Consider the following 18,659-nt stretch of genomic DNA (forward strand, 5'->3'; position numbering starts at 1 on the left):
CGAAACCCCGACCCGGTGAACGCGACGTTCGTACGCCGAAACCCCGACCCGGTGAACGCGACGTTCGTACGCGAAAGGCGGACCCGGTGAACGCGATCTCGGAGCGGATCCGGTCGATCTACACGATGATCGTCCGCGCGACGCTGGCTCCGCTGCTGCTGCGCTGCGCGATCTTCCTCGGCGGGCTGGCCGCGTTCGTGCTCGCGTACCCGGTACCGGTCCTGGGCGGGCGCGGCATCGCGTTGCTGCTGCTCGCGGCGCTGCTGCCGGCGGTGGCACCGGGCCGGGCCTGGCCCACCCTGGCCGCCCTCGCCGCCGTTGCCGGCTGGGTCGCCCAGACCAGCTACTACGGCGAACCGGTCGCGTTGTGGCGACTGCTCGGCCTGGCCACCTTCCTCTACCTGACCCACAGTCTCTGCGCGCTGGCCGCCCAACTGCCGTACGACGCGGCGGTCGCGCCCGAGGTGTTCGCGAGCTGGGTGGGCAACGCGCTGGCGGTGGTGCTCGCCACGGCCGTACTGGCGGTGCTGCTGATCGCGCTGGCCGAGCGGTGGGACCGGGGGAGCTTCGTGGTCGCCGCGATCGCCGGCATGGCCGTCGCCGTGCTGGCCGCGTCTCTGCTGGCCTGGCTGCTCCGGCGCGCCCGGACGGAGTGACGCGGGTCGCAGCCGGACCGGGTAGGGCAACTCACTGCGGCGTTCTCCATCACAACAAGGGCATCTACCGCACACAAATTCTCCGACCGGGGAAAGATAGAAGAGTGAAACAACGGATCCTCGTAGTTGGCGCTGGGCACGTCGGGTTGTACGCGGCCCTGCGGTTGTCGAAGAAGCTCCGCTCGTGGGAGGCCGAGGTGATGGTGGTCGATCCCCAACCACACATGACCTATCAGCCGTTCCTGCCCGAGGCGTCGGCGGGCAACATCTCCCCCCGGCACGCGGTGGTGCCGCTGCGGCGCGCACTGCGTAACTGCACGATCGTCGCCGGTGAGGTGACCCGGATCGAGCACGCCCGCAAGACGGCGACCGTACAGCCGATCATCGGCCCGCCCCGCGAGATCCCGTACGACCACATAGTGGTGGCGCCCGGGTCGGTGTCGCGGACCCTGCCGATCCCCGGCCTGCGCGAGCAGGGCATCGGCTTCAAGACCATCGGCGAGGCCATCTACCTGCGCAACCACGTCCTGGCCCGGCTCGACGTGGCCGCCGCCACGACCGACCCGGAAACCCGGCGGAACGCGTTGACGTTCGTCTTCGTCGGCGGCGGCTACGCCGGCATCGAGGCGTTGGCCGAGATGGAGGACATGGCCCGGGACGCGCTCAAGTACTACCCGGAACTCTCGGCCGAGGACATGCGCTGGGTGCTGGTCGAGGCCACCCTGCGGGTTCTGCCGGAGGTCGACCGGGACATGGGCGCGTACACCGTGCAGCAGCTGCTCAAGCGCAAGATGGACATCCGGCTCGACACCCGGTTGGAATCCTGCGTGGACGGCGTGGTCAAGCTCTCCGACGGGGACAGCTTCCGGGCCGACACGATCGTCTGGACCGCCGGGGTGAAGCCCTCGCCGGTGCTCGACCAGACCGACCTGCCGCGCGACGACCGGCGTCGGGTCACCTGCCTGCCGACCCTCCAGGTGGTCGACGGTGACCGGGTGCTGGACGGGGCGTGGAGCGCCGGCGACTGCGCCGCGGTGCCGGATCTGACCGGCCCGCCCGGCACGTTCTGCTCGCCCAGCGCCCAGCACGCGGTGCGTCAGGCGGTCACCATGGCGGACAACATCCGCGCGGTGATCCGCCAACGGGTGCCGAAGAACTACAAGCACAAGCACGCGGGCAGCGTGGCGAGCCTGGGCCTGCACAAGGGCGTCGCCCAGGTGTACGGGATCAAGCTGACCGGCCTGCCGGCCTGGGCCATGCACCGGGCGTACCACCTGGGGCGGATCCCGTCGTTCAACCGCAAGATCCGGGTGCTGGTCGACTGGCTGCTCGCCTTCGTCCTGCGCCGCGAGGTGGTGGCGCTGGGCCAGCTGCACGACCCCCGGGAGGAGTTCGTGGAGGCCACCCCCCGCATCACCCCCCGCGCCTGACCCCCGTACGCCAAGCGCCCCCCGGCATCCGCCGAGGGGGGCTCGCTGTCGGTGCGCTCGGCTCAGCCGACCTTCCAGGTCCAGGCGTCGGCGATCCGGGTGCCCGGACCGAACAGGTCCTCCAGCGCGGTCCGCAGGCTCTCCGGGTGCGGTGCGTCGCCGGCCAGCACCACGCAGGAGGCGTTCCAGAACTCCACGTCCTGTCGGGCCCGCTGGCGGTGCTCGTCGGTGATCTGTGGCACCACGCCGGTCTTCGCGACCTCGGCCAGCAGGGCGGAGGTCGCCTGCTTGTACGTACCCATCGAGGCCTTGCCCCGGGCCGAGTACGGCCCGATGAAGAAGCCCTCCGGCATCCCGAACTCCGCGTTGGCGGCGGACCCCCAGCGCATCGCCCACGGCTCCTTGGGGGTGGGCAGCGGGACCGGCACCAGCACCTCACCGGGCGCGACACAGGCCCGCCAGTGCCCGGCGCTGATGAACGTCGGCAGCGTCGGCCGGCCGGCCGTCGGCAGCGGTGCGGGGAAGATCGGCAGCAGTGCGGCGGCGACGACGGCCGGCACCAGGATCCGGGGCAGCCTGGTGTCGGCCCGCATGGCCCGGTCGATCCCGAGCACCAGCACCGTGGCGACCAGCGGGATCAGCGCCAGGGCGAACCGCATCGGCAGCGCGCCGTCCACCACCGGCAGGCCGAGCAGCAGCGAGTACGGTCCGGGCACGCTGGTCCGCGCGCCGTCGACCACCAGATCGGGGCCGAGCGACAGGGCCGCCATCAGCACCCCGGCGACCGTGACGGCGATCAGCAGCGGGCGCCGGGCGGGGTACCGGAGCAGCCAGACGACGGCCGCCAGGGTGACCAGCAGCAGTGGCCAGCCGAGGAAGGTGTTGTACTCGGCCGGGCCGGTGCTCAGCCGGGCGGACGCGTTGCTTCCGGCCAGCGACAGCGGTGAGATCGCCACCCAACTCGCCAGGTCGGCCGAGAAGTAGTACGGGCTGAACATGCCGTTCGGCACGCTCTGCGGCCCGGCGAACTGGAACCAGAGCGGGTAGGCCAGTGCCAGTCCGGCCAGCCCGACCGCGACCGCCAGGCCGGTGGCGAAGCCGGGCAGCGCCCGACGCAGCAGCGCCCGGTCCGCGATCGCGTACGCGATGGTCACGATGATCAGGGTGAGCGCGGTGAGGAAGAGCACCTCCTCGCCGACGAACACCTGCACGGTGACCGCCGCCGCCAGTCCCGCCCCGGACGTGATCACCCGGCGCCGGTCCGGGCCCGGTCGGTCGGGTCGGCCGGTCGGGTCGGCGGCGCGGACCAGCCGGACGACCAGCCAGACCATCACCGGCACCAGCCAGAGCGCGGTCATGTGCAGGTGACTGTTGGTCTGCGAGATCATGCCGGGGGCGAAGCCGCAGAAGCCACCGCCGAGCGCGGCGGCCAGCCGGTGGGTGTGCAGGACCCGGCGGAAGAGCAGGTACCAGGCGATCGCGGTGACCCCCAGGTTGCCGGCCACCAGCAGGGCGAAGGTGGTGGCCACCCCGAACACCAGGGTCACCGGGGCGAACAGCACGCCCAGCGCGATGATCGTGGTGTTGGCCATCAGGTTCACCCCGTCCGGCGCGTTGAGCCGGTCGGTCAGCAGACTGAAGTCGCCGAGCAGGGCGCGGGCGTCGTTGGCCAGGAACCACTCGTAGAGCACCTGGTCCTCGGGGTTGAGCGCCAGCGTACGGGCGCCCGGGTCGGGCCACATGCCGTGCGTCAACCATCCGGCGAGCAGGAGGAAGAGGAGGCAGATCCCCAGGTCGGGTGCGTACGGTCGAGTGGCTTCGAGCCACCGGGCCGGGCGGGACCGGGGTACGCCGGATGTCGTGTCCGCGATGTCCTCGCTAAGTTCGGTGTCCTGCGCTGCGGGGGCGGGGCTGGTCACGGCCTTGACCCTAGTGCCGATCGGTCGGCGGGGTGCGCCCGGTGGGTCGGAACCCGCTACCGTGACATGCGTGAGGGTGTAGGAGCCCTCCGGAACCCCCCGCCCGGGTGGTGGAAAGGCAGACACGGCCGCCTTAAAAGCGGCTGCCGCAAGGCATGCGGGTTCGACCCCCGCCCCGGGCACCAGAGTGTGCAATACCATCTGGGTATCCGAATCCCACAAAGTTTGCTAAGACCCATTACCCTTGAGCGCGACGCGGTCTCGCCGTGTATCGACCCCCTGAGGGAGGCCTGAAAGTGAAGACTTCCAACCCGGTGCTCGCCCGGCTCGGCCAGGCGGCCGAGCGCGAGCGGGCCGCCGGGTACGCCCCGGCCGGCCCCGGTCAGCCCGGCTACGGGCAGCCGTACCCGACCACGGCGGGAGCCTATCCGGCCGCACCCCCCACCGTGGCGCCGATGACCATCGACGACGTCGTCGTCAAGACCGTCACCCTGCTCGGCATCACCGGTGCCTCCGCCGCTGCGGCGTGGGTGCTGGTGCCGGACGCGGTGCTGGGCGTGGCCTGGATCGGTGCGCTGGTGGTCGGGCTGGTGCTCGGCCTCGTGATCAGCTTCTCGCGGATGGCCAACCCGGCGCTCGTGGTGGCGTACGCGGTCGTCGAGGGTGTCCTCGTCGGCGCGGTGAGCAAGGCGTTCGAGTCGCTCTACAACGGCATCGTGCTCCAGGCGGTGGTCGCCACCTTCGGGGTGTTCTTCCTGATGGCGATCCTCTACCGGGCGAAGGCGATCCGGGCGACGCCGAAGTTCATCCGTGGTGTCATCGCGGCGACCGTGGGTCTGTTCGCGGTCATCCTGATCAACCTGGTGCTCTCGCTCTTCGGCTTCGACACCGGTCTGCGCAGCGGTGGACCGCTGGCGATCGGGTTCAGCCTGATCTGCATCGTGGTCGCCTCGCTCAGCTTCATCCTGAGCTTCCACGAGGTCGAAGAGGGCGTACGCATGGGCCTGCCCCAGCGTTACTCCTGGACCGCCGCGTTCGGCATCCTGGTCAGCCTGATCTGGCTGTACTTCGAGGTCCTGCGCCTGATCAGCTACTTCCAGGGCGACGACTAACCCCGCACCCCACCCCTCCACCCACCACGCGGACGCCCGCCCCTCCGGGGCGGGCGTCCGCGTCTGCATCCACCCCCCCACCCCCACCCCCACCTACCACCCCCGCCCCCGCCTCGTTGATCATGAAGTTAGCGACGGTTTCCGCGCCGGAAACCGTCGCTAACTTCATGATCAACGGCGGTGGTCCGGGAGGTGGGGGCGGGGGCTAGGGTGGGGGGGTGGGTGTGGAGGGGTTGGGGCGGGCGGTTGAGTTGTTGGTTGGTCAGGTGGGGCACTGGATCGCGCCTCGGTGGGCCGCCACGGCTACCACGGGCAATGTGTCCCGGGCGGATCTGATGCACCGGCTGGTCCAGCAGGTGGCGAACCTGGCCGCGGACGCGGAGGGCGAGCCGCGTCGGACCGTACCCCGGCTCGACAACGATCTCGCCCTGCCCGATCAGCTCCGGGTGGTCGCCGCCGACCTGCTCGCCGCCGCTCCGCCGGCACCGGTGCTGGCCGCGGCCGCCGCCGAGGTCACCGCCACCCGCCGCGCGCTCTGAGAGGGCGGACGAACAGGACGGGTACGCCGGCGGCGGGAGCCAGCTAGCTGAGCCGTTCGAGGACGAGGGCCATGCCCTGCCCGCCACCGACGCACATGGTCTCCAGCCCGATGCTCCTGTCGTGCCAGCGCAACGAGTTGATCAGTGTTCCGGTGATCCGGGCGCCGGTCATCCCGAACGGGTGGCCGACGGCGATCGCGCCGCCCATCACGTTGAGCTTCTCCAGCGGGATGTCCAGCTCCCGGTACGACGGGATCACCTGGGCCGCGAAGGCCTCGTTGATCTCGACCAGGTCGACGTCGTCGATGCTCATCCCGGCCCGCTTGAGTGCCTGCCGGGACGCCTCGACCGGACCCAGTCCCATGATCTCGGGCGAGAGCCCGGTGACGCCGGTGGAGACGATCCGGGCCAGCGGGGTGATACCGAGATCGCGGGCGCGTTGTTCGCTCATCACGACCACCGCGGCCGCGCCGTCGTTGAGCGGGCAGCAGTTGCCGGCGGTGATCCGGCCGTCCGGGCGGAAGACCGGCTTGAGTCCGGCCACCCCGTCCAGGGTCACCCCGGCCCGGGGACCGTCGTCGGCGCTCACCACCTCGCCCGAGGGAAGGGTCACCGGGGTGATCTCCCGGGCCCAGAAGCCGGCCGCGATGGCCTGCTCGGCGAGGTTCTGGCTGCGTACGCCGAACTCGTCCATGTCGGCGCGGCTGACGTCGTACACCTGGGCCAGATTTTCTGCGGTCTGCCCCATCGACAGGTAGATGTCGGGCAGTTCCCCGTCCAGTCGGGGATCGGTCCAGCGGTCGGCGCCGGCACCGGTACGGGCCGTCGAGCGGTCCCGGGCCGCCGCGAACCGGGGGTTCTGCCAGCCGCCGCCGACCAGCGCCTGGGCCTCCGGCGGCAGACCGTCGGAGCTGCCCCGGGCGAAGCGGGAGACGCACTCGACCCCGGCGGAGACGAAGACGTCGCCCTCACCGGCGGCGATGGCGTGGAAGGCCATCCGGGTGGTCTGGAGCGAGGAGGCGCAGTAGCGGGTCACCGTGGCGGCCGCCACGGTGTCCAGGCCGAGCAGGGTGGCCACCACCCGGCCCATGTTGAAGCCCTGCTCGCCGCCGGGCAGCCCGCAGCCGAGGTAGAGGTCGTCGATTCCGGTGGGGTCGAGTTCGGGTACCTGGTCCAGCGCGGCCCGGACGATGGTGGCGGCGAGGTCGTCCGGCCGCAGGTCGCGCAGCGAGCCCTTGCCGGCGCGGCCGATCGGGGAGCGGGCGGTGGCGACGATGACGGCGGTGCGGGACGGATCGGTCGACATGGCTCTAACTTAACTGGCCGGTAACTTGTTGTGGAAGTCGTCGCGGTTGTGATGAATGCGGCGGCCGGTGCCGCCGGGCCGGGTCAGTGCTGCCGGGTGACCGCCGCGGCCTCGGCCACGGCCGGTAGCAGGGCGTGCGCCCAGACCCGGTACCCGTCGGCCGACGGGTGGTAGCCGTCGTGGCAGAGCGTTCCCGCGTCGGCCCGGAACACGGGACCGGCCTCGGCGCCCAGGTCGACCGCGACCCCACCGGCGGCGAGCACGGCCCGCGCCTGTGCCCTGGCCGTACGCCGACCGAGCAGGCCGGCGACCTGGCGCAGCGGCGGTGCGATGGCCCGTACGGCGCCGAGGTCGGGGCAGGTGCCGACGACGACCTCCACTCCGGCGTTACGCAGCCGGCGTACGGCCGCACCGAGGTAGGCGGCCGTCTCACCCGGTCGACGCAGGGCGGTCACGTCGTTGGCGCCGATCAGGATCACCGCCACGTCCGGGTGCTCGCCGAGCAGTGCCCGCGCCACCTGGGTGGCCAGGTCGGTGGCCCGGGACCCGGAGACGCCGACGCTGGACAGGTGCACCAGCCGGTGCCCCTCGCCGACCAGGTTTCCGGTGATCGAGCCGGTGCCCTCGGAGAGCAGCCAGGCGAGTTGACCCCCGACGGTGTCGCGGACCCGGTTCACCCCGACTCCCAGCGCCCCCGAGTCGCCGAGCAGGACCAGCCGGAGCGCGGGCGCGTCGACCCGACCGACCACGGAGCGCAGCGCCAGACCCAGTTCCGGCCGGGCGTAGCGCCGGTTGCGGGCCAGCAGCACCTCACCGGCGAGCAGAGCCGCCCCGCCGACCGTGCCGGCGATCAGCGTCAGCGCGGCGGTCCGGCCGATCTGGCCGGCGGTGCCGCTTCGTGGGCGCCCGGTCCCGATCGCTGTCATGCGCGTTCCTCCACTGTGGATGGCCCGGCTGCTGTGCCGGTCGGCCCGGCCGGACCGGCAACGGCCGCTCCGGGTGCGGGTGCGGCGGTCGCGGGTGCGGCGGTCGCGGGTACGGCTGTCACGGGTACGGTCGGCTCCTCGCCGCGCTGGTGGCCGAACCAGGCGCGACGTCGGCGCAACTGTGCCCAACGCCCCGCCGGCCCGCGTTCGCGTCCGCCGACCTCGGTCCCGCTGACCTCCGTACCGGCGTGCCGGGCCGCCTCCTGGGCGGCTGCCGGCAGCGACCGGACCCCCTCGCCCTCGGCGAGCGCCGGTCGACGTTCCTCGGTCGCTCCCAGGGCCACCAGGACCGTCGGCAGCAGGGCCGCCGCGGCGACCGCGTAGCCCTCGGCGGACGGGTGGAAGTGGTCCCAGGCGAACATCCGGGTCGGTTCGGCCGCGAACCGCGGGCCGAGCAGGTCGCCCAGGGACACCGTGGCACCGCCGGCCTCGACCACCGCGACGGTCTGCGCGGCGGCGAGCTGACGGCTCCAGCGCCGGGCCAGCCACCGCAGCGGCGGCTTGATCGGCCGGATCGCACCCAGGTCGGGACAGGTGCCGACGACCACCTCGGCGCCCGCGCCGCGCAGCGCGCGGACCGCGTCGACCAGATAGCGTACGGCGATCGACAGCGGCGTACGCGCGGTCACGTCGTTGCCGCCGACCAGGATCACGGCCAGGTCCGGGTGTACGTCGAGGGCCGCCTCGACCTGCGGTGCCAGCCCGGCCGAGCGGCTGCCGACGACGGCGAACCGGTGCAGTCGTACCGGCCGGCGCAGGCGGCGGGAGATGCCGGTGGCGAGCAGGGCGCCGGGCGTCTCCCGAGGGCGGTGTACGCCGTACCCGGCGGCGGACGAATCGCCCAGGATGACCATGGTGAGCGGTTTGCCCGGAAAGCGGGCGCCGTACACCCCGTTGCCGCGCGGCGGCGGAGCCTCGGCGAGTGGGATGATCCGGCGGGCCTGCCGGGCCTGGCCCTTGAGCACTACCCAGGCAGCCACCGTCGTCGCCGCCGTCACCCCGGCACCCAGGACGGTCACCTTCGCGACCCGGCGCGCGAGGCGCCGCGGCGCCCGTTCCGCCACCACCGAACCGGCCATACTCATCAAGCGCCCCCCGCCTTCGCGGACATCCTGCGGCCTTCGAGGCTATCTCGGTGGGTCCTCCCGCGCTGTCGGCGTTCCGGCTCCTCACGGACATGGAGGCGACGGTGCCCCCTTTCCCCGTGCTGCGGGGAACTTGCCCCCATGTGCATCATGGGCGGAAGGAGGGTGCGGACATGGCGAAGACACTGAAGCGGACGGCGGCGTTCGCGGCGCTGGCCCGGGCGTTGACATCCGGGTCGCGGGGTGGACCGTCGCTGGGGGCCCGGCTGGCGGCATTGCCCCGGATGATCCGCGCGACGGCCCGCGGCGAGTACGACGGCGGCCTGCGATTGGCCCTGATGGCGGCGGCGACCGCGTACGTGGTCTCGCCGGTGGACCTGGCACCGGAGCTGTTGCTGGCGGTCTTCGGGCTGGCCGACGACGCGCTCATGGTGACCTGGCTGGCCGGCAGCGTGCTCGCCGAGACCGAGCGTTTCCTGCTCTGGGAGGCGCGCCGGGACAGCGTGGTACCCGGTCACGTGGTGCCCTGAGTCCCCGCTCATGTGGTGCCCCGAAGGCACGTAGGCTGATCTCACAGCCAAGCCGGCTGACCTGGCACAGCCACGGACCATCACCCGGCCACGAGCCGGACGGGCCACGCGGAAAGGCACAACGAGGTGCGCTACTACGACAATGTCGTCGATCTGATCGGGGACACGCCCCTGGTGCGGTTGCACCAGGTCACCGCCGGCATCGCCGCGACGGTGCTCGCCAAGGTGGAGTACTTCAACCCCGGCGGCTCGGTCAAGGACCGGATCGCAGTGCGGATGGTCGAGGAGGCGGAGCAGGCCGGCCTGCTCCGTCCGGGCGGCACCATCGTTGAGCCGACCAGTGGCAACACCGGTGTCGGGCTGGCCCTGGTCGCACAGCTCAAGGGCTACAAGTGCGTGTTCGTCTGCCCGGACAAGGTCAGCGAGGACAAGCGCAACGTGCTGCGGGCGTACGGGGCCGAGGTGGTGGTCTGCCCGACCAGCGTCGCGCCCGAGGACCCGCGCTCGTACTACAACGTCTCCAACCGGCTCGCCGAGGAGATCCCGAACGCCTGGAAGCCCAACCAGTACGCCAACCCGGCGAACCCCCGGTCGCACTACGAGACGACCGGTCCGGAGCTGTGGGAGCAGACCGAGGGGCGGATCACCCACTTCGTGGCCGGGGTGGGCACCGGCGGCACCATCTCCGGGATCGGCCGCTACCTCAAGGAGGTCTCCGGCGGGGCGGTGAAGATCATCGGCGCCGACCCGGAGGGCTCGGTCTACTCCGGCGGTACCGGTCGGCCGTACCTGGTCGAGGGGGTGGGCGAGGACTTCTGGCCGGACACGTACGACCGGTCGGTCGCCGACGAGATCATCGAGGTGTCGGACAAGGCGTCGTTCGACCTCACCCGGCGGCTGGCCCGCGAGGAGGGCCTGCTGGTCGGCGGGTCGTGCGGAATGGCCGTGGTCGCGGCGCTGGAGGTGGCCCGCAACGCCGGCCCGGACGACGTCGTGGTGGTGCTACTGCCCGACGGTGGTCGCGGCTACCTGTCGAAGATCTTCAACGACGACTGGATGGCCCGCTACGGCTTCCTGGAGACCGGCAACGCCGAGCCGACCGTGGCGGACGCCCTGGCCAGCAAGCCGGGCGGAGTGCCGGAGTTGATCCACGTGCACCCGACCGAGACGGTCCGGGACGCGATCGACTACATGCGCGAGTACGCCGTCTCCCAGCTCCCGGTGCTCAAGGCCGAACCGCCGGTGGTCACCGGCGAGGTCGCCGGCTCGATCGCCGAGCGGGACCTGCTCGACGCGCTCTTCACCGGCCAGGCGCACCTGCACGACATGATCGAGCGGCACATGGGCCCGCCGCTGCCGATGATCGGTGGCGGTCAGCCGGTGAGCGAGGCGGTGGGCCTGCTGGAGAAGTCGGACGCCGCGCTGGTGCTGGTGGACGGCAAACCACGGGGCGTACTAACCCGACAGGACCTGCTCGCCCACCTCGGCGCCCGCTAAGCCCACCCCCACCCCCACCCCCACCCCCACCCCCACCCCCACCCCCACCCCCACCCCCACCCCCACCCCCACCCCCACCCCCACCCCCACCCCCACCCCCACCCCCCACCCAGCGCGCCGATCTTGCACTTGTGGTCGTACATAAATCCGGACTAGAGCCTTAATTCGGGCGCCACAAGTGCAAGATCGGCGGCGAGGGGGCGGCGGGAGGGCGGGGCGGGGGCGAGGGGGCGGGGCGGGGGCGGGGGCGAGGGGGGTGGGGGCTAGTGGGTTAGCTCTGCTGGGATGGTGATTACGTCGACGAAGGCTCCTCGGCGGAGGAGGGTGACGGGTAGGCGGCTGCCGATCGCGGGACCGAGCATCAGGCGTTGCAGACCCTGCCCGCTCTGCACCGGTCGGCCGCCGGCCGAGACGAGTACGTCACCGAGGTAGATCCCGGCGCTGCCGGCGGGACTGCCCGGCACCACCTCCACCACCCGCAGTCCTCGGCGCTGACCGGTGCGTTCGGCCACCTCCGGGGGCAGCGGCACCGGCACCCCGGCGACGCCGAGCCAGGCCCGGCGTACCCGACCGGTCGAGACCAGGTCGCCGATGATCTGGCGGGTGGTGGAGTTGATCGGTACGGCCAGCCCGAGCCCGTACCCGGCGACGGCGGTGTTCACCCCGATCACCCGGCCGGCGGAGTCGGCCAGCGCCCCGCCCGAGTTACCGGGGTTGAGGGCGGCGTCGGTCTGGATCACGTCCTCGATCAACCGGACCAGCCGGCCGTCGCGGGCGGGCAGGGAGCGGCCCAGGCCGGAGACCACCCCGGCGGTCACCGAGCCGGCCAGCCCCATCGGGTTGCCCACGGCCACCACGAGTTGGCCGATCCGGAGCCGGTCGGCGTCGCCGAGTTCGGCCGGCGGCACACTGGTCGCCCGGACCCGGAGTACGGCCAGGTCGGAGAGGGGGTCGGCGCCGACGACGTCGAACCGGGACTCGGTGCCGTCGGCGAAGGTGGCGTTACCGCCCTCCGCTCCGTCGACCACGTGCGCGCTGGTGAGCAGCAGACCGTCGGCGGTGAAGGTGACCGCCGAGCCGGCCCCGTTGCCCCGTGCGGAGCGCACCGCCAGCGCGGCAACGCTCGGCAGGACCCGGGCCGCCACGCCGGTGACCACCCGGGAGTACGCGTCCAGGGCGTCGGATTCGGTGGGAGGTGGCTGGATCTGTTCGCCGTCCATGTCGCGGACAACAACCAGCGGTCCGCTTCGATGCCCGACCGGGCTCCGCCGACAGCGAACAGGCCGCGCGGCAGCGGTGGTTAGGGCAGGTCCCGGACGTAGCGCAGCTGCGCCGCGAGGGCGGAGCCGACGTGCTCGGTCCGTTCGACCCCGTCGGCGGTCCACCCGCCACGGCGGTAGAACTCCCGGGCCGGGGTGTTGCCGGTCAGCACCCAGAGGGCGGCCCGGTGCCAGCCGAGCGTGTGCAGGGTGGCGAGCGCGTCGACCATCAGCGCCCGGCCGAGGCCCCGACCCTGCTGGTCCGGCTCCAGGTGGATGGCGCAGAGTTCGCCGTACCCGATCGGGTCTAGCTCGTGCGGTCCGACGTAGCTGAAGCCGACCAGCCGGTCACCGGCGTCGACCACGGTCATCCGGTGCGTGTCGCGTTCCCACTTCCAGCGTTCGCTCCACCACAGGCCGAGCATGTCGCCGGAGTCGGCGGCCAGCGCCTCGGCGGCCAGGAAGTCCCGGTAGGCGGCCTGCCGGGAGCGCGCGTGCAGCGCTCCGACGGCGATCAGGTCGTCGGCGGTCGCCGGGCGCAGGGTGGGGGTCACCCGGCCGAGGATAGCCGGGGCACCCGGACCCGGCCGAGGTCCTCGGCGATCACCAGGTCGCCGGTGAAGTGCTCGCGTGCCTCCGCCTCGAACCGGGTCGGGTCGGGGTAGCGCTGGGAGAAGTGGGTCAGCACGAGCCGGCGTACGCCGGTTTCGGTGGCCACCCGCGCGGCCTGGGCCGCGGTCAGGTGCCCGGCCTCGGCGGCCAACGCGGCGTCCTCGGCCAGGAAGGTCGACTCGATCACCAGCAGGTCGGCTCCGTCGGCGAGGTGGTACACGGCGTCGCAGAGCCCGGTGTCCATGACGAAGGCGAACCGCTGGCCCCGGCGCGGTTCGCTGACCGCGTCCAGGGGCACGCGACGTCCGCCGGACTCGATCTCCCCGGCGCGGATCAGCTCGCCGATCGCCGGCCCGGAGATGCCGTACGCGGCCAGCCGTTCCGGCAGCATCCGGCGCCCGTCCGGCTCGACCAGCCGATAGCCGTACGCCTCGACGGGGTGGTGCAGCCGGCGGGCGGTGATCGTCGCGCCGCTGATCGGGATGGTCTGGCCGTCGGATTCGACGGGTTCGGGGCGGACGTCGGCGGTCTCGTGGAAGGCGCTGGCGTGCCGTAGCCGCTCGAAGTATTCGGTGCCGCCGGCCGGGAAGTGCACCGGGACCGGGTGCGGTACCCGGTCCAGGGAGAGGCGCTGGATCATGCCGGGCAGGCCGAGGCAGTGGTCGCCGTGGAAGTGGGTGATGCAGATCCGGGTCAGGTCGGTGGCCGAGATCCCGGCCCGGAGCATCTGCCGTTGGCTGCCCTCGCCGGGGTCGAACATGATCATCTCGTTGTCCCAGCGCAGCAGGTAACCGTTGTGGTTGCGCTGCCGGGTGGGTACCTGGCTGGCGGTGCCCAGAACCACCAGTTCACGGGTCACCGGGGCCTCCCGGTCGGAGATGGGATCACGCTGGATATGGAACGACCCCCGGGGCTTCCGCGCGGTTGCGCGGGCCGGCTGGACAAAGCCGGCACCCCGGGGGTCGGGTGGCTGCCTGGGTTTCGCCGCACCGCTGCCACACGGTCTCGACGATGTTGCACTGTCAAGGACAGCGGCTAGCGGACAGCCACCTCACGAGTCCCGTTGCTACACAAAGCTTGGACCACCTCCTCTCACGTGTACGGCCACGTTAACCACCCGAGGGCCGTCCCGCCAATGGTTTTAGATCACTGATCAGGAGCCGGTACCGGCCACGCCCACGGGCAGATCATGCCGTTTGGGGCAGAGGCTCCGTGTATGTGTCTCGGTCGGCATCTGGCGGTGAGTCAGCGCGACCGGTATGCGTCCGCGCGGTGTTCGATTGCCGTCACCGTCACGACGAGGTCGTCCTCGTCGATCTCGTAGAGGACGCGGTACGTGCCGCGCCGGGCTGACCAGGTGCCTTCGAACGGCGGAAGGAGTAGTCGTTTGCCGACGCGGTGCGGATTTTCCACAAGCGCCGTGGTGATGAACTCGTAGACGGCCGCGGCGACCTTTTCCGGCATCCGCCCGGCCAGCGCGCGTGCTGCGGGTCCCGCCACCTGGAGCCGATAGCGGCCGGGGTCCGGATCGGTCACCGTGCCTTCTTCGACCGCTTGGCGATCAACGACGCGAGCTCGTCGGCGTCGAGGACGTCACCGGCTTCAATGGCCGCACGGGACTCGGCGAGCTGTCGCATGGCCTCCGCGCTGGACAGAACTTCCAGGGTCTCTTCCAGCGCCGCGAGATCATCGGCCGAGATCAGGACTGCGGCCGGGTGGCCGTGTCTGGTGATCTCCACCCGCTCGTGCGTCCTGGTCACCTCGTCGATGAGCTCCGACAGGCGATTGCGGGCGTCAGTGAACGGCACGACGGTCATGCTCGAAGTATAGGCACTTACTGGCGCGAAGTCTGTACAGAATTTGGGGCCACCCGGGCCGGAGCCGGGTGGCCCCGGTTACGGGTGGTTGGAGGCGGGCCTGGGACTATGTGACCGCATCTCGGTTCAGTGACACGGCAGCCCTGTCCATGTCAGTGATCTGGCCGTTCATTGCAATGCGGGGAATGTCAGTCAACGTGCAGATGTCTGGCAAGCCTACGTATGATGGCATGGTGGACGTTTCGATCTTCACTTCCCAGGCGCCCGGAGACCTCGTCAGGATCAATGGTGTCGATCCCCGCCACGGTGAGTGGGAACACGTGGCGTTCGTGCCGCATCCGCTGCCCAAGCTACCTCCGGACCTCAGTGCGCGGACCTACCGGATGGTTGCCGACGCACGCGCGGCGCTCGGAGCTCTCGACAGTACGGCGCGACGCCTGCCGGACCCACGAATCTTTAGACGGCCTGCGCTACAGGCTGAGGCGCAGAGTACGTCGGCACTGGAGGGCACCTACGCACCGTTGGGCGAAGTCCTCATCGCTAACGAGGAACGACCGACGACTCTAGATCTACGCGAGGTCCTGAACTACGTTCGCATGGGTGACGCTGCCTTCGATTGGATAGAAGAAGGTATGCCCTTGACGGTGGGAATGCTGGAGCAACTGCAAGCGATGCTCGTCAGGGGCACCCGGGGCGAGACCGCCAACTCCGGAGCCGTTCGCAACCATCAGGTAGTCGTCGGTCAGCGAATGAATGCCCCGCCAGGCGCGCTGGCGGCGCATTCGGCTCGGTTCGTTCCGTCGCCACCGGGTTTGGATCTCACCGCGAATCTGCGTGGTCTTCTCGATTGGATGACCGACAGCGAAGTGATGCAGGAGACCGATCCTGTGGTGGCGGCAGCGCTTGCCCACTATCAGTTTGAAACGCTTCACCCGTTTCATGGCGGGAACGGCCGTATCGGTCGGTTCCTCATTGTGGCGCACCTGCTGAAGCAAGGCGTCCTCCTCGAACCCACGCTCACGGTTTCACCGTGGTTCGAAGCCCGACGGTCGGAGTACTACGACCGGTTACTTGCCGTCAGTACTGAAGGGGCGTGGGACCCGTACGTAAGGTTCTTCGCCACCGGCCTTGAGTCGTCCGCGAATACCACGCATGAACGTATGAAAGCATTGGTGGCGGTCCAGGAGTCGTTCAAGGAGCGTATTCGAAAGTCTCCGCTGAGGGCTGATACCGCGCATACGCTGGTCGACTTCGCTATTGCCCGGACGGCCTTCACCGTTCGAGATGTTGAGAAGCACCTTGGAATCTCTTATGGTCGCGCCAATGGACTTGTCCAGCAGATGGTTCACCTGGGGATCCTTGCCGAGGTTGACGCCGCTGCTGGCGGGTCTGGCCGTCGCTTCTACGCGCCCGACGCATTCGATGTTCTGGTGAAAGAGCCTTAGGTTGCCGAAGGGGCGCCCTCTGGAGGGCGCCCCTCGGGTGTTGCTGCTTGACGTGCGCGTCAGCTCACGCGCGCCACACCGACCGGGCAGCTCATTCCGTTCGGGCCGTGGTTGCAGTAGCCGTCCGGATTCTTGGTCGGTGCCAGGTACTGCTGGTGGTAGTCCTCGGCGTAGTAGTAGTCACCCAGCTCGCCGATCTCGGTGGTGATCTCCGGCAGGCCCGCCTTCGCCACCACCGGGGCGAACGCCTCGCGGGACTCCTGTGCCACCTTCGACTGCTCCGGCGTCGTGGTGTAGATCGCCGAGCGGTACTGGGTGCCCACGTCGTTGCCCTGGCGCATGCCCTGGGTCGGGTCGTGGTTCTCCCAGAAGACCTTGAGCAGGTCCTCGTAGCTGATCTTCGTGGGGTCGTAGACCACCTGAACGGCCTCGGTGTGCCCGGTGAAGCCCGAGCAGACCTCCTCGTACGTGGGGTTCGGGGTCTGTCCGCCGGCGTAACCGACGGAGGTGGAGATCACACCCGGAAGCGTCCAGAACATCCGCTCGGCACCCCAGAAACAGCCCATGCCGAAGACGGCGATCTGGCTGCCCTCGGGCCAGGGGCCCTGCAACGGCGTGCCGAGGACGGCGTGCCGGTCGGCCACCGGGATCGGGAAACCGCGCCCGGGCAGCACCTGGTCGGGGCTGGGCAGGCTGGCCTTCATTCGCCGTAGGAACACGGTAGGTCTCCTCTCGTACCTCTGCCGGGTGTAACGCCGTGCGGGTCGGGATCCTTACCCGCTCCTCCCGTACCCCCGGACTACCCGCCGCCGGTCGCCTCAGGCGGCCCGGCGGCCTCTGGCCCGGCGGTTCGGGCGGGCCTCAGGCGGCCGTGAGTGCGGCGGCGATCCGGGCCGCGTAGCCGGTCGCCGAGTCGGCGTCGTCGTAGGTGGTTCGGGGCCAGAAGAAGCCGCGCAGGCCGTCGCCCCTGGTCCGGGGAACCACGTGGGTGTGCAGGTGGGGGACGGACTGGGAGACGCGGTTGTTCATGGCCACGAAGGTGCCGCCGGAGCCGAGTCCGGTCTCGACCGCGACGGCGATTCGCTGTACCAGCCCGAAGTATCCAGAAAGCGAAGAAACAGGCAGATCAGCTAGAACCTCGCAATGTGCGCGTGGTACGACCAGCACGTGACCCCGGAAAACCGGTCTGGTGTCCAGAAACGCGACCCCGTCCGGCTCGTCGGCGACGGTGAAGGCCGGTACGGAGCCCGCGACAATGCCACAGAACACGCAAGGCTTCACGGGGGCAGACTAACGTCACCACAATGAACTACGGCTTCGAGACGCTCTCCATCCACGCCGGTCAGGAACCTGATCCGCAGACCGGCGCGGTGGTTCCACCCATATACGCGACCAGCACCTACGCCCAGGACGAGGTCGGGGCGCCGCGACTGGGCTACGAGTACAGCCGGTCGGCCAACCCGACCCGCACTGCCCTGCAAGAATGCCTCGCCGCCATCGAGGGCGGCCCGGTCGCGCTCGCCTTCGCCAGCGGTCTCGCCGCCGAGGACACCCTGCTGCGTACGGTCTGCCGGCCCGGTGACCACGTGGTCATCCCGGACGACGCGTACGGCGGCACCTACCGGCTCTTCGCCAAGGTGCTGCACCGGTGGGGGCTGAACTGGACCGCGGCGAAGCTCTCCGACCCGGACGCCGTACGGGCCGCGATCCGCCCCGGCCAGACCAAGGTCATCTGGGTGGAGACGCCGACCAACCCGCTGCTCAACATCGCCGACCTGTCGACCCTCGCCTCGATCGCACACGACGCGCAGGCCCTGCTCGTGGTCGACAACACGTTCGCCTCGCCGTACCTTCAGCAGCCGCTGGCGCTCGGAGCCGACGTGGTCGTGCACTCCACCACCAAGTACCTCGGCGGCCACTCGGACGTGATCGGCGGGGCGCTGATCGCCGCCGACCGCGCCCTCGGCGAGGAGTTGATGTACCACCAGAACGCGATGGGCGCCGTACCCGGCCCGTTCGACGCCTGGCTCACCCTGCGCGGGATCAAGACCCTCGGCGTACGGATGGACCGGCACTGCGACAACGCCGAGCGGATCGTCGACTACCTCGTCGCGCACCGGGCCGTCGCCGAGGTTCGCTACCCCGGCCTGCCCGACCACCCCGGTCACGAGGTGGCGGCCAAGCAGATGCGCCGGTTCGGCGGCATGATCTCGTTCCGGGCGGCCGGCGGCGAGGCACAGGCGATCGACATTTGCAACCGGACCAAGCTGTTTGTGCTCGCCGAGTCGCTGGGCGGGGTCGAATCACTGATCGAACACCCCGGTCGGATGACACATGCGAGTGCCGCCGGCTCGCCGCTTGAAGTTCCCGCCGATCTCGTGCGACTGTCTGTCGGCATCGAAACGGCTGACGACCTGCTCGCCGATTTGGAGCAGGCGCTCGGCTGACCTTTCGGGAGGGGTGGGG

General features: G+C 70.8%; 19 protein-coding genes and 1 tRNA gene. 9 read left to right on the forward strand and 11 right to left on the reverse strand.

Annotation, left to right across the window (positions count from 1 at the left end):
* The first annotated feature begins 86 nt into the window (after nt 1-86).
* Complete coding sequence (locus OG792_RS03970) at nt 87-656, forward strand: hypothetical protein (RefSeq protein ID WP_442932370.1); 570 nt, start codon at nt 87-89, stop codon at nt 654-656.
* A gap of 104 nt (nt 657-760) precedes the next feature.
* Nucleotides 761-2,086: an NAD(P)/FAD-dependent oxidoreductase gene (locus tag OG792_RS03975; protein WP_329107422.1), complete on the forward strand. Its 1,326-nt coding sequence runs from the start codon at nt 761-763 to the stop codon at nt 2,084-2,086.
* Nucleotides 2,087-2,148: 62 nt separating this feature from the next.
* Here the strand turns inward: OG792_RS03975 and OG792_RS03980 are convergent, their stop codons facing one another.
* Nucleotides 2,149-4,005 (reverse strand): hypothetical protein, encoded by a 1,857-nt coding sequence (locus OG792_RS03980; protein WP_329107424.1) that lies wholly within the window; start codon nt 4,003-4,005, stop codon nt 2,149-2,151.
* A 101-nt stretch (nt 4,006-4,106) separates the two neighbouring features.
* Between OG792_RS03980 and OG792_RS03985 the strand changes: the two genes are divergently transcribed.
* The 3 genes from OG792_RS03985 to OG792_RS03995 all read left to right on the forward strand — a co-directional run bounded on the left by OG792_RS03985 (nt 4,107) and on the right by OG792_RS03995 (nt 5,656).
* Nucleotides 4,107-4,190 (forward strand) — tRNA-Leu (locus tag OG792_RS03985).
* 111 nt (nt 4,191-4,301) lie between these two features.
* On the forward strand, nt 4,302-5,117 hold the full coding sequence (locus OG792_RS03990) for a Bax inhibitor-1/YccA family protein (protein WP_329107426.1): 816 nt from the start codon (nt 4,302-4,304) through the stop codon (nt 5,115-5,117).
* Nucleotides 5,118-5,335: 218 nt separating this feature from the next.
* Nucleotides 5,336-5,656 (forward strand): hypothetical protein, encoded by a 321-nt coding sequence (locus OG792_RS03995; protein WP_329107428.1) that lies wholly within the window; start codon nt 5,336-5,338, stop codon nt 5,654-5,656.
* A 43-nt stretch (nt 5,657-5,699) separates the two neighbouring features.
* Here the strand turns inward: OG792_RS03995 and OG792_RS04000 are convergent, their stop codons facing one another.
* The 3 genes from OG792_RS04000 to OG792_RS04010 form a co-directional block, all read right to left on the reverse strand.
* Nucleotides 5,700-6,962, reverse strand: a complete 1,263-nt coding sequence (locus OG792_RS04000) for an acetyl-CoA C-acetyltransferase (RefSeq protein WP_329107430.1) — start codon at nt 6,960-6,962, stop codon at nt 5,700-5,702.
* Between the two features lie 83 nt (nt 6,963-7,045).
* Nucleotides 7,046-7,888, reverse strand: coding sequence for an SGNH/GDSL hydrolase family protein (locus OG792_RS04005; RefSeq protein WP_329107432.1), 843 nt, complete (start codon nt 7,886-7,888; stop codon nt 7,046-7,048).
* Nucleotides 7,885-9,033, reverse strand: coding sequence for an SGNH/GDSL hydrolase family protein (locus OG792_RS04010; protein WP_329107434.1), 1,149 nt, complete (start codon nt 9,031-9,033; stop codon nt 7,885-7,887). The genes OG792_RS04005 and OG792_RS04010 overlap by 4 nt, the downstream gene beginning before the upstream one ends.
* 173 nt (nt 9,034-9,206) lie before the next feature.
* On the opposite strand from OG792_RS04010, the gene OG792_RS04015 reads away from it, so the two are divergent.
* Together OG792_RS04015 and OG792_RS04020 are read left to right on the forward strand one after the other, a co-directional pair.
* Nucleotides 9,207-9,563, forward strand: coding sequence for a YkvA family protein (locus tag OG792_RS04015; protein WP_329107436.1), 357 nt, complete (start codon nt 9,207-9,209; stop codon nt 9,561-9,563).
* A gap of 126 nt (nt 9,564-9,689) precedes the next feature.
* On the forward strand, nt 9,690-11,060 hold the full coding sequence (locus tag OG792_RS04020) for a cystathionine beta-synthase (protein ID WP_329107439.1): 1,371 nt from the start codon (nt 9,690-9,692) through the stop codon (nt 11,058-11,060).
* Between the two features lie 263 nt (nt 11,061-11,323).
* Here the strand turns inward: OG792_RS04020 and OG792_RS04025 are convergent, their stop codons facing one another.
* The 5 genes from OG792_RS04025 to OG792_RS04045 all read right to left on the reverse strand — a co-directional run bounded on the left by OG792_RS04025 (nt 11,324) and on the right by OG792_RS04045 (nt 14,748).
* Nucleotides 11,324-12,280 (reverse strand): S1C family serine protease, encoded by a 957-nt coding sequence (locus tag OG792_RS04025; protein ID WP_329107441.1) that lies wholly within the window; start codon nt 12,278-12,280, stop codon nt 11,324-11,326.
* Nucleotides 12,281-12,360: 80 nt separating this feature from the next.
* Entirely contained in the window at nt 12,361-12,873 is a 513-nt protein-coding gene (locus OG792_RS04030; protein ID WP_329107443.1) for a GNAT family N-acetyltransferase, read from the reverse strand.
* A complete protein-coding gene (locus OG792_RS04035) occupies nt 12,870-13,790 on the reverse strand; it encodes a ribonuclease Z (protein ID WP_329107445.1) in 921 nt (306 codons plus the stop codon). The genes OG792_RS04030 and OG792_RS04035 overlap by 4 nt, the downstream gene beginning before the upstream one ends.
* Before the next feature lie 386 nt (nt 13,791-14,176).
* Entirely contained in the window at nt 14,177-14,467 is a 291-nt protein-coding gene (locus OG792_RS04040; RefSeq protein ID WP_329107447.1) for a type II toxin-antitoxin system RelE family toxin, read from the reverse strand.
* Nucleotides 14,464-14,748: a type II toxin-antitoxin system Phd/YefM family antitoxin gene (locus OG792_RS04045; RefSeq protein ID WP_329107449.1), complete on the reverse strand. Its 285-nt coding sequence runs from the start codon at nt 14,746-14,748 to the stop codon at nt 14,464-14,466. Before OG792_RS04045 ends, OG792_RS04040 begins: the two co-directional genes overlap by 4 nt.
* Before the next feature lie 233 nt (nt 14,749-14,981).
* Between OG792_RS04045 and OG792_RS04050 the strand changes: the two genes are divergently transcribed.
* The gene (locus OG792_RS04050; protein WP_329107451.1) at nt 14,982-16,193 is read left to right on the forward strand and encodes a Fic family protein; all 1,212 of its coding nucleotides are present in this window, start codon (nt 14,982-14,984) and stop codon (nt 16,191-16,193) included.
* A gap of 59 nt (nt 16,194-16,252) precedes the next feature.
* Here OG792_RS04050 and msrA read toward each other — a convergent pair whose 3' ends face one another.
* Both msrA and OG792_RS04060 read right to left on the reverse strand, forming a co-directional pair.
* Nucleotides 16,253-16,912: a peptide-methionine (S)-S-oxide reductase MsrA gene (msrA, locus tag OG792_RS04055; protein ID WP_329107453.1), complete on the reverse strand. Its 660-nt coding sequence runs from the start codon at nt 16,910-16,912 to the stop codon at nt 16,253-16,255.
* Between the two features lie 142 nt (nt 16,913-17,054).
* The gene (locus tag OG792_RS04060) at nt 17,055-17,474 is read right to left on the reverse strand and encodes an HIT family protein (protein WP_329107455.1); all 420 of its coding nucleotides are present in this window, start codon (nt 17,472-17,474) and stop codon (nt 17,055-17,057) included.
* Nucleotides 17,475-17,497: 23 nt separating this feature from the next.
* Between OG792_RS04060 and OG792_RS04065 the strand changes: the two genes are divergently transcribed.
* The gene (locus tag OG792_RS04065; RefSeq protein ID WP_329107457.1) at nt 17,498-18,640 is read left to right on the forward strand and encodes a cystathionine gamma-synthase; all 1,143 of its coding nucleotides are present in this window, start codon (nt 17,498-17,500) and stop codon (nt 18,638-18,640) included.
* Nucleotides 18,641-18,659 lie beyond the last annotated feature (19 nt).

This window comes from Micromonospora sp. NBC_01699, assembly GCF_036250065.1.
Taxonomy (GTDB): Bacteria; Actinomycetota; Actinomycetes; order Mycobacteriales; family Micromonosporaceae; genus Micromonospora_G.

What these genes read in the sequence shown, in the direction of transcription:
- OG792_RS04000 (WP_329107430.1), bottom strand. Translation starts at nt 6,962, where the DNA reads ATGTCGACCGATCCGTCCCGCACCGCCGTCATCGTCGCCACCGCCCGC.
- OG792_RS04005 (WP_329107432.1), bottom strand. Translation starts at nt 7,888, where the DNA reads ATGACAGCGATCGGGACCGGGCGCCCACGAAGCGGCACCGCCGGCCAG.
- OG792_RS04010 (WP_329107434.1), bottom strand. Translation starts at nt 9,033, where the DNA reads ATGAGTATGGCCGGTTCGGTGGTGGCGGAACGGGCGCCGCGGCGCCTC.
- OG792_RS04015 (WP_329107436.1), top strand. Translation starts at nt 9,207, where the DNA reads ATGGCGAAGACACTGAAGCGGACGGCGGCGTTCGCGGCGCTGGCCCGG.
- OG792_RS04025 (WP_329107441.1), bottom strand. Translation starts at nt 12,280, where the DNA reads ATGGACGGCGAACAGATCCAGCCACCTCCCACCGAATCCGACGCCCTG.
- OG792_RS04045 (WP_329107449.1), bottom strand. Translation starts at nt 14,748, where the DNA reads ATGACCGTCGTGCCGTTCACTGACGCCCGCAATCGCCTGTCGGAGCTC.
- OG792_RS04065 (WP_329107457.1), top strand. Translation starts at nt 17,498, where the DNA reads ATGAACTACGGCTTCGAGACGCTCTCCATCCACGCCGGTCAGGAACCT.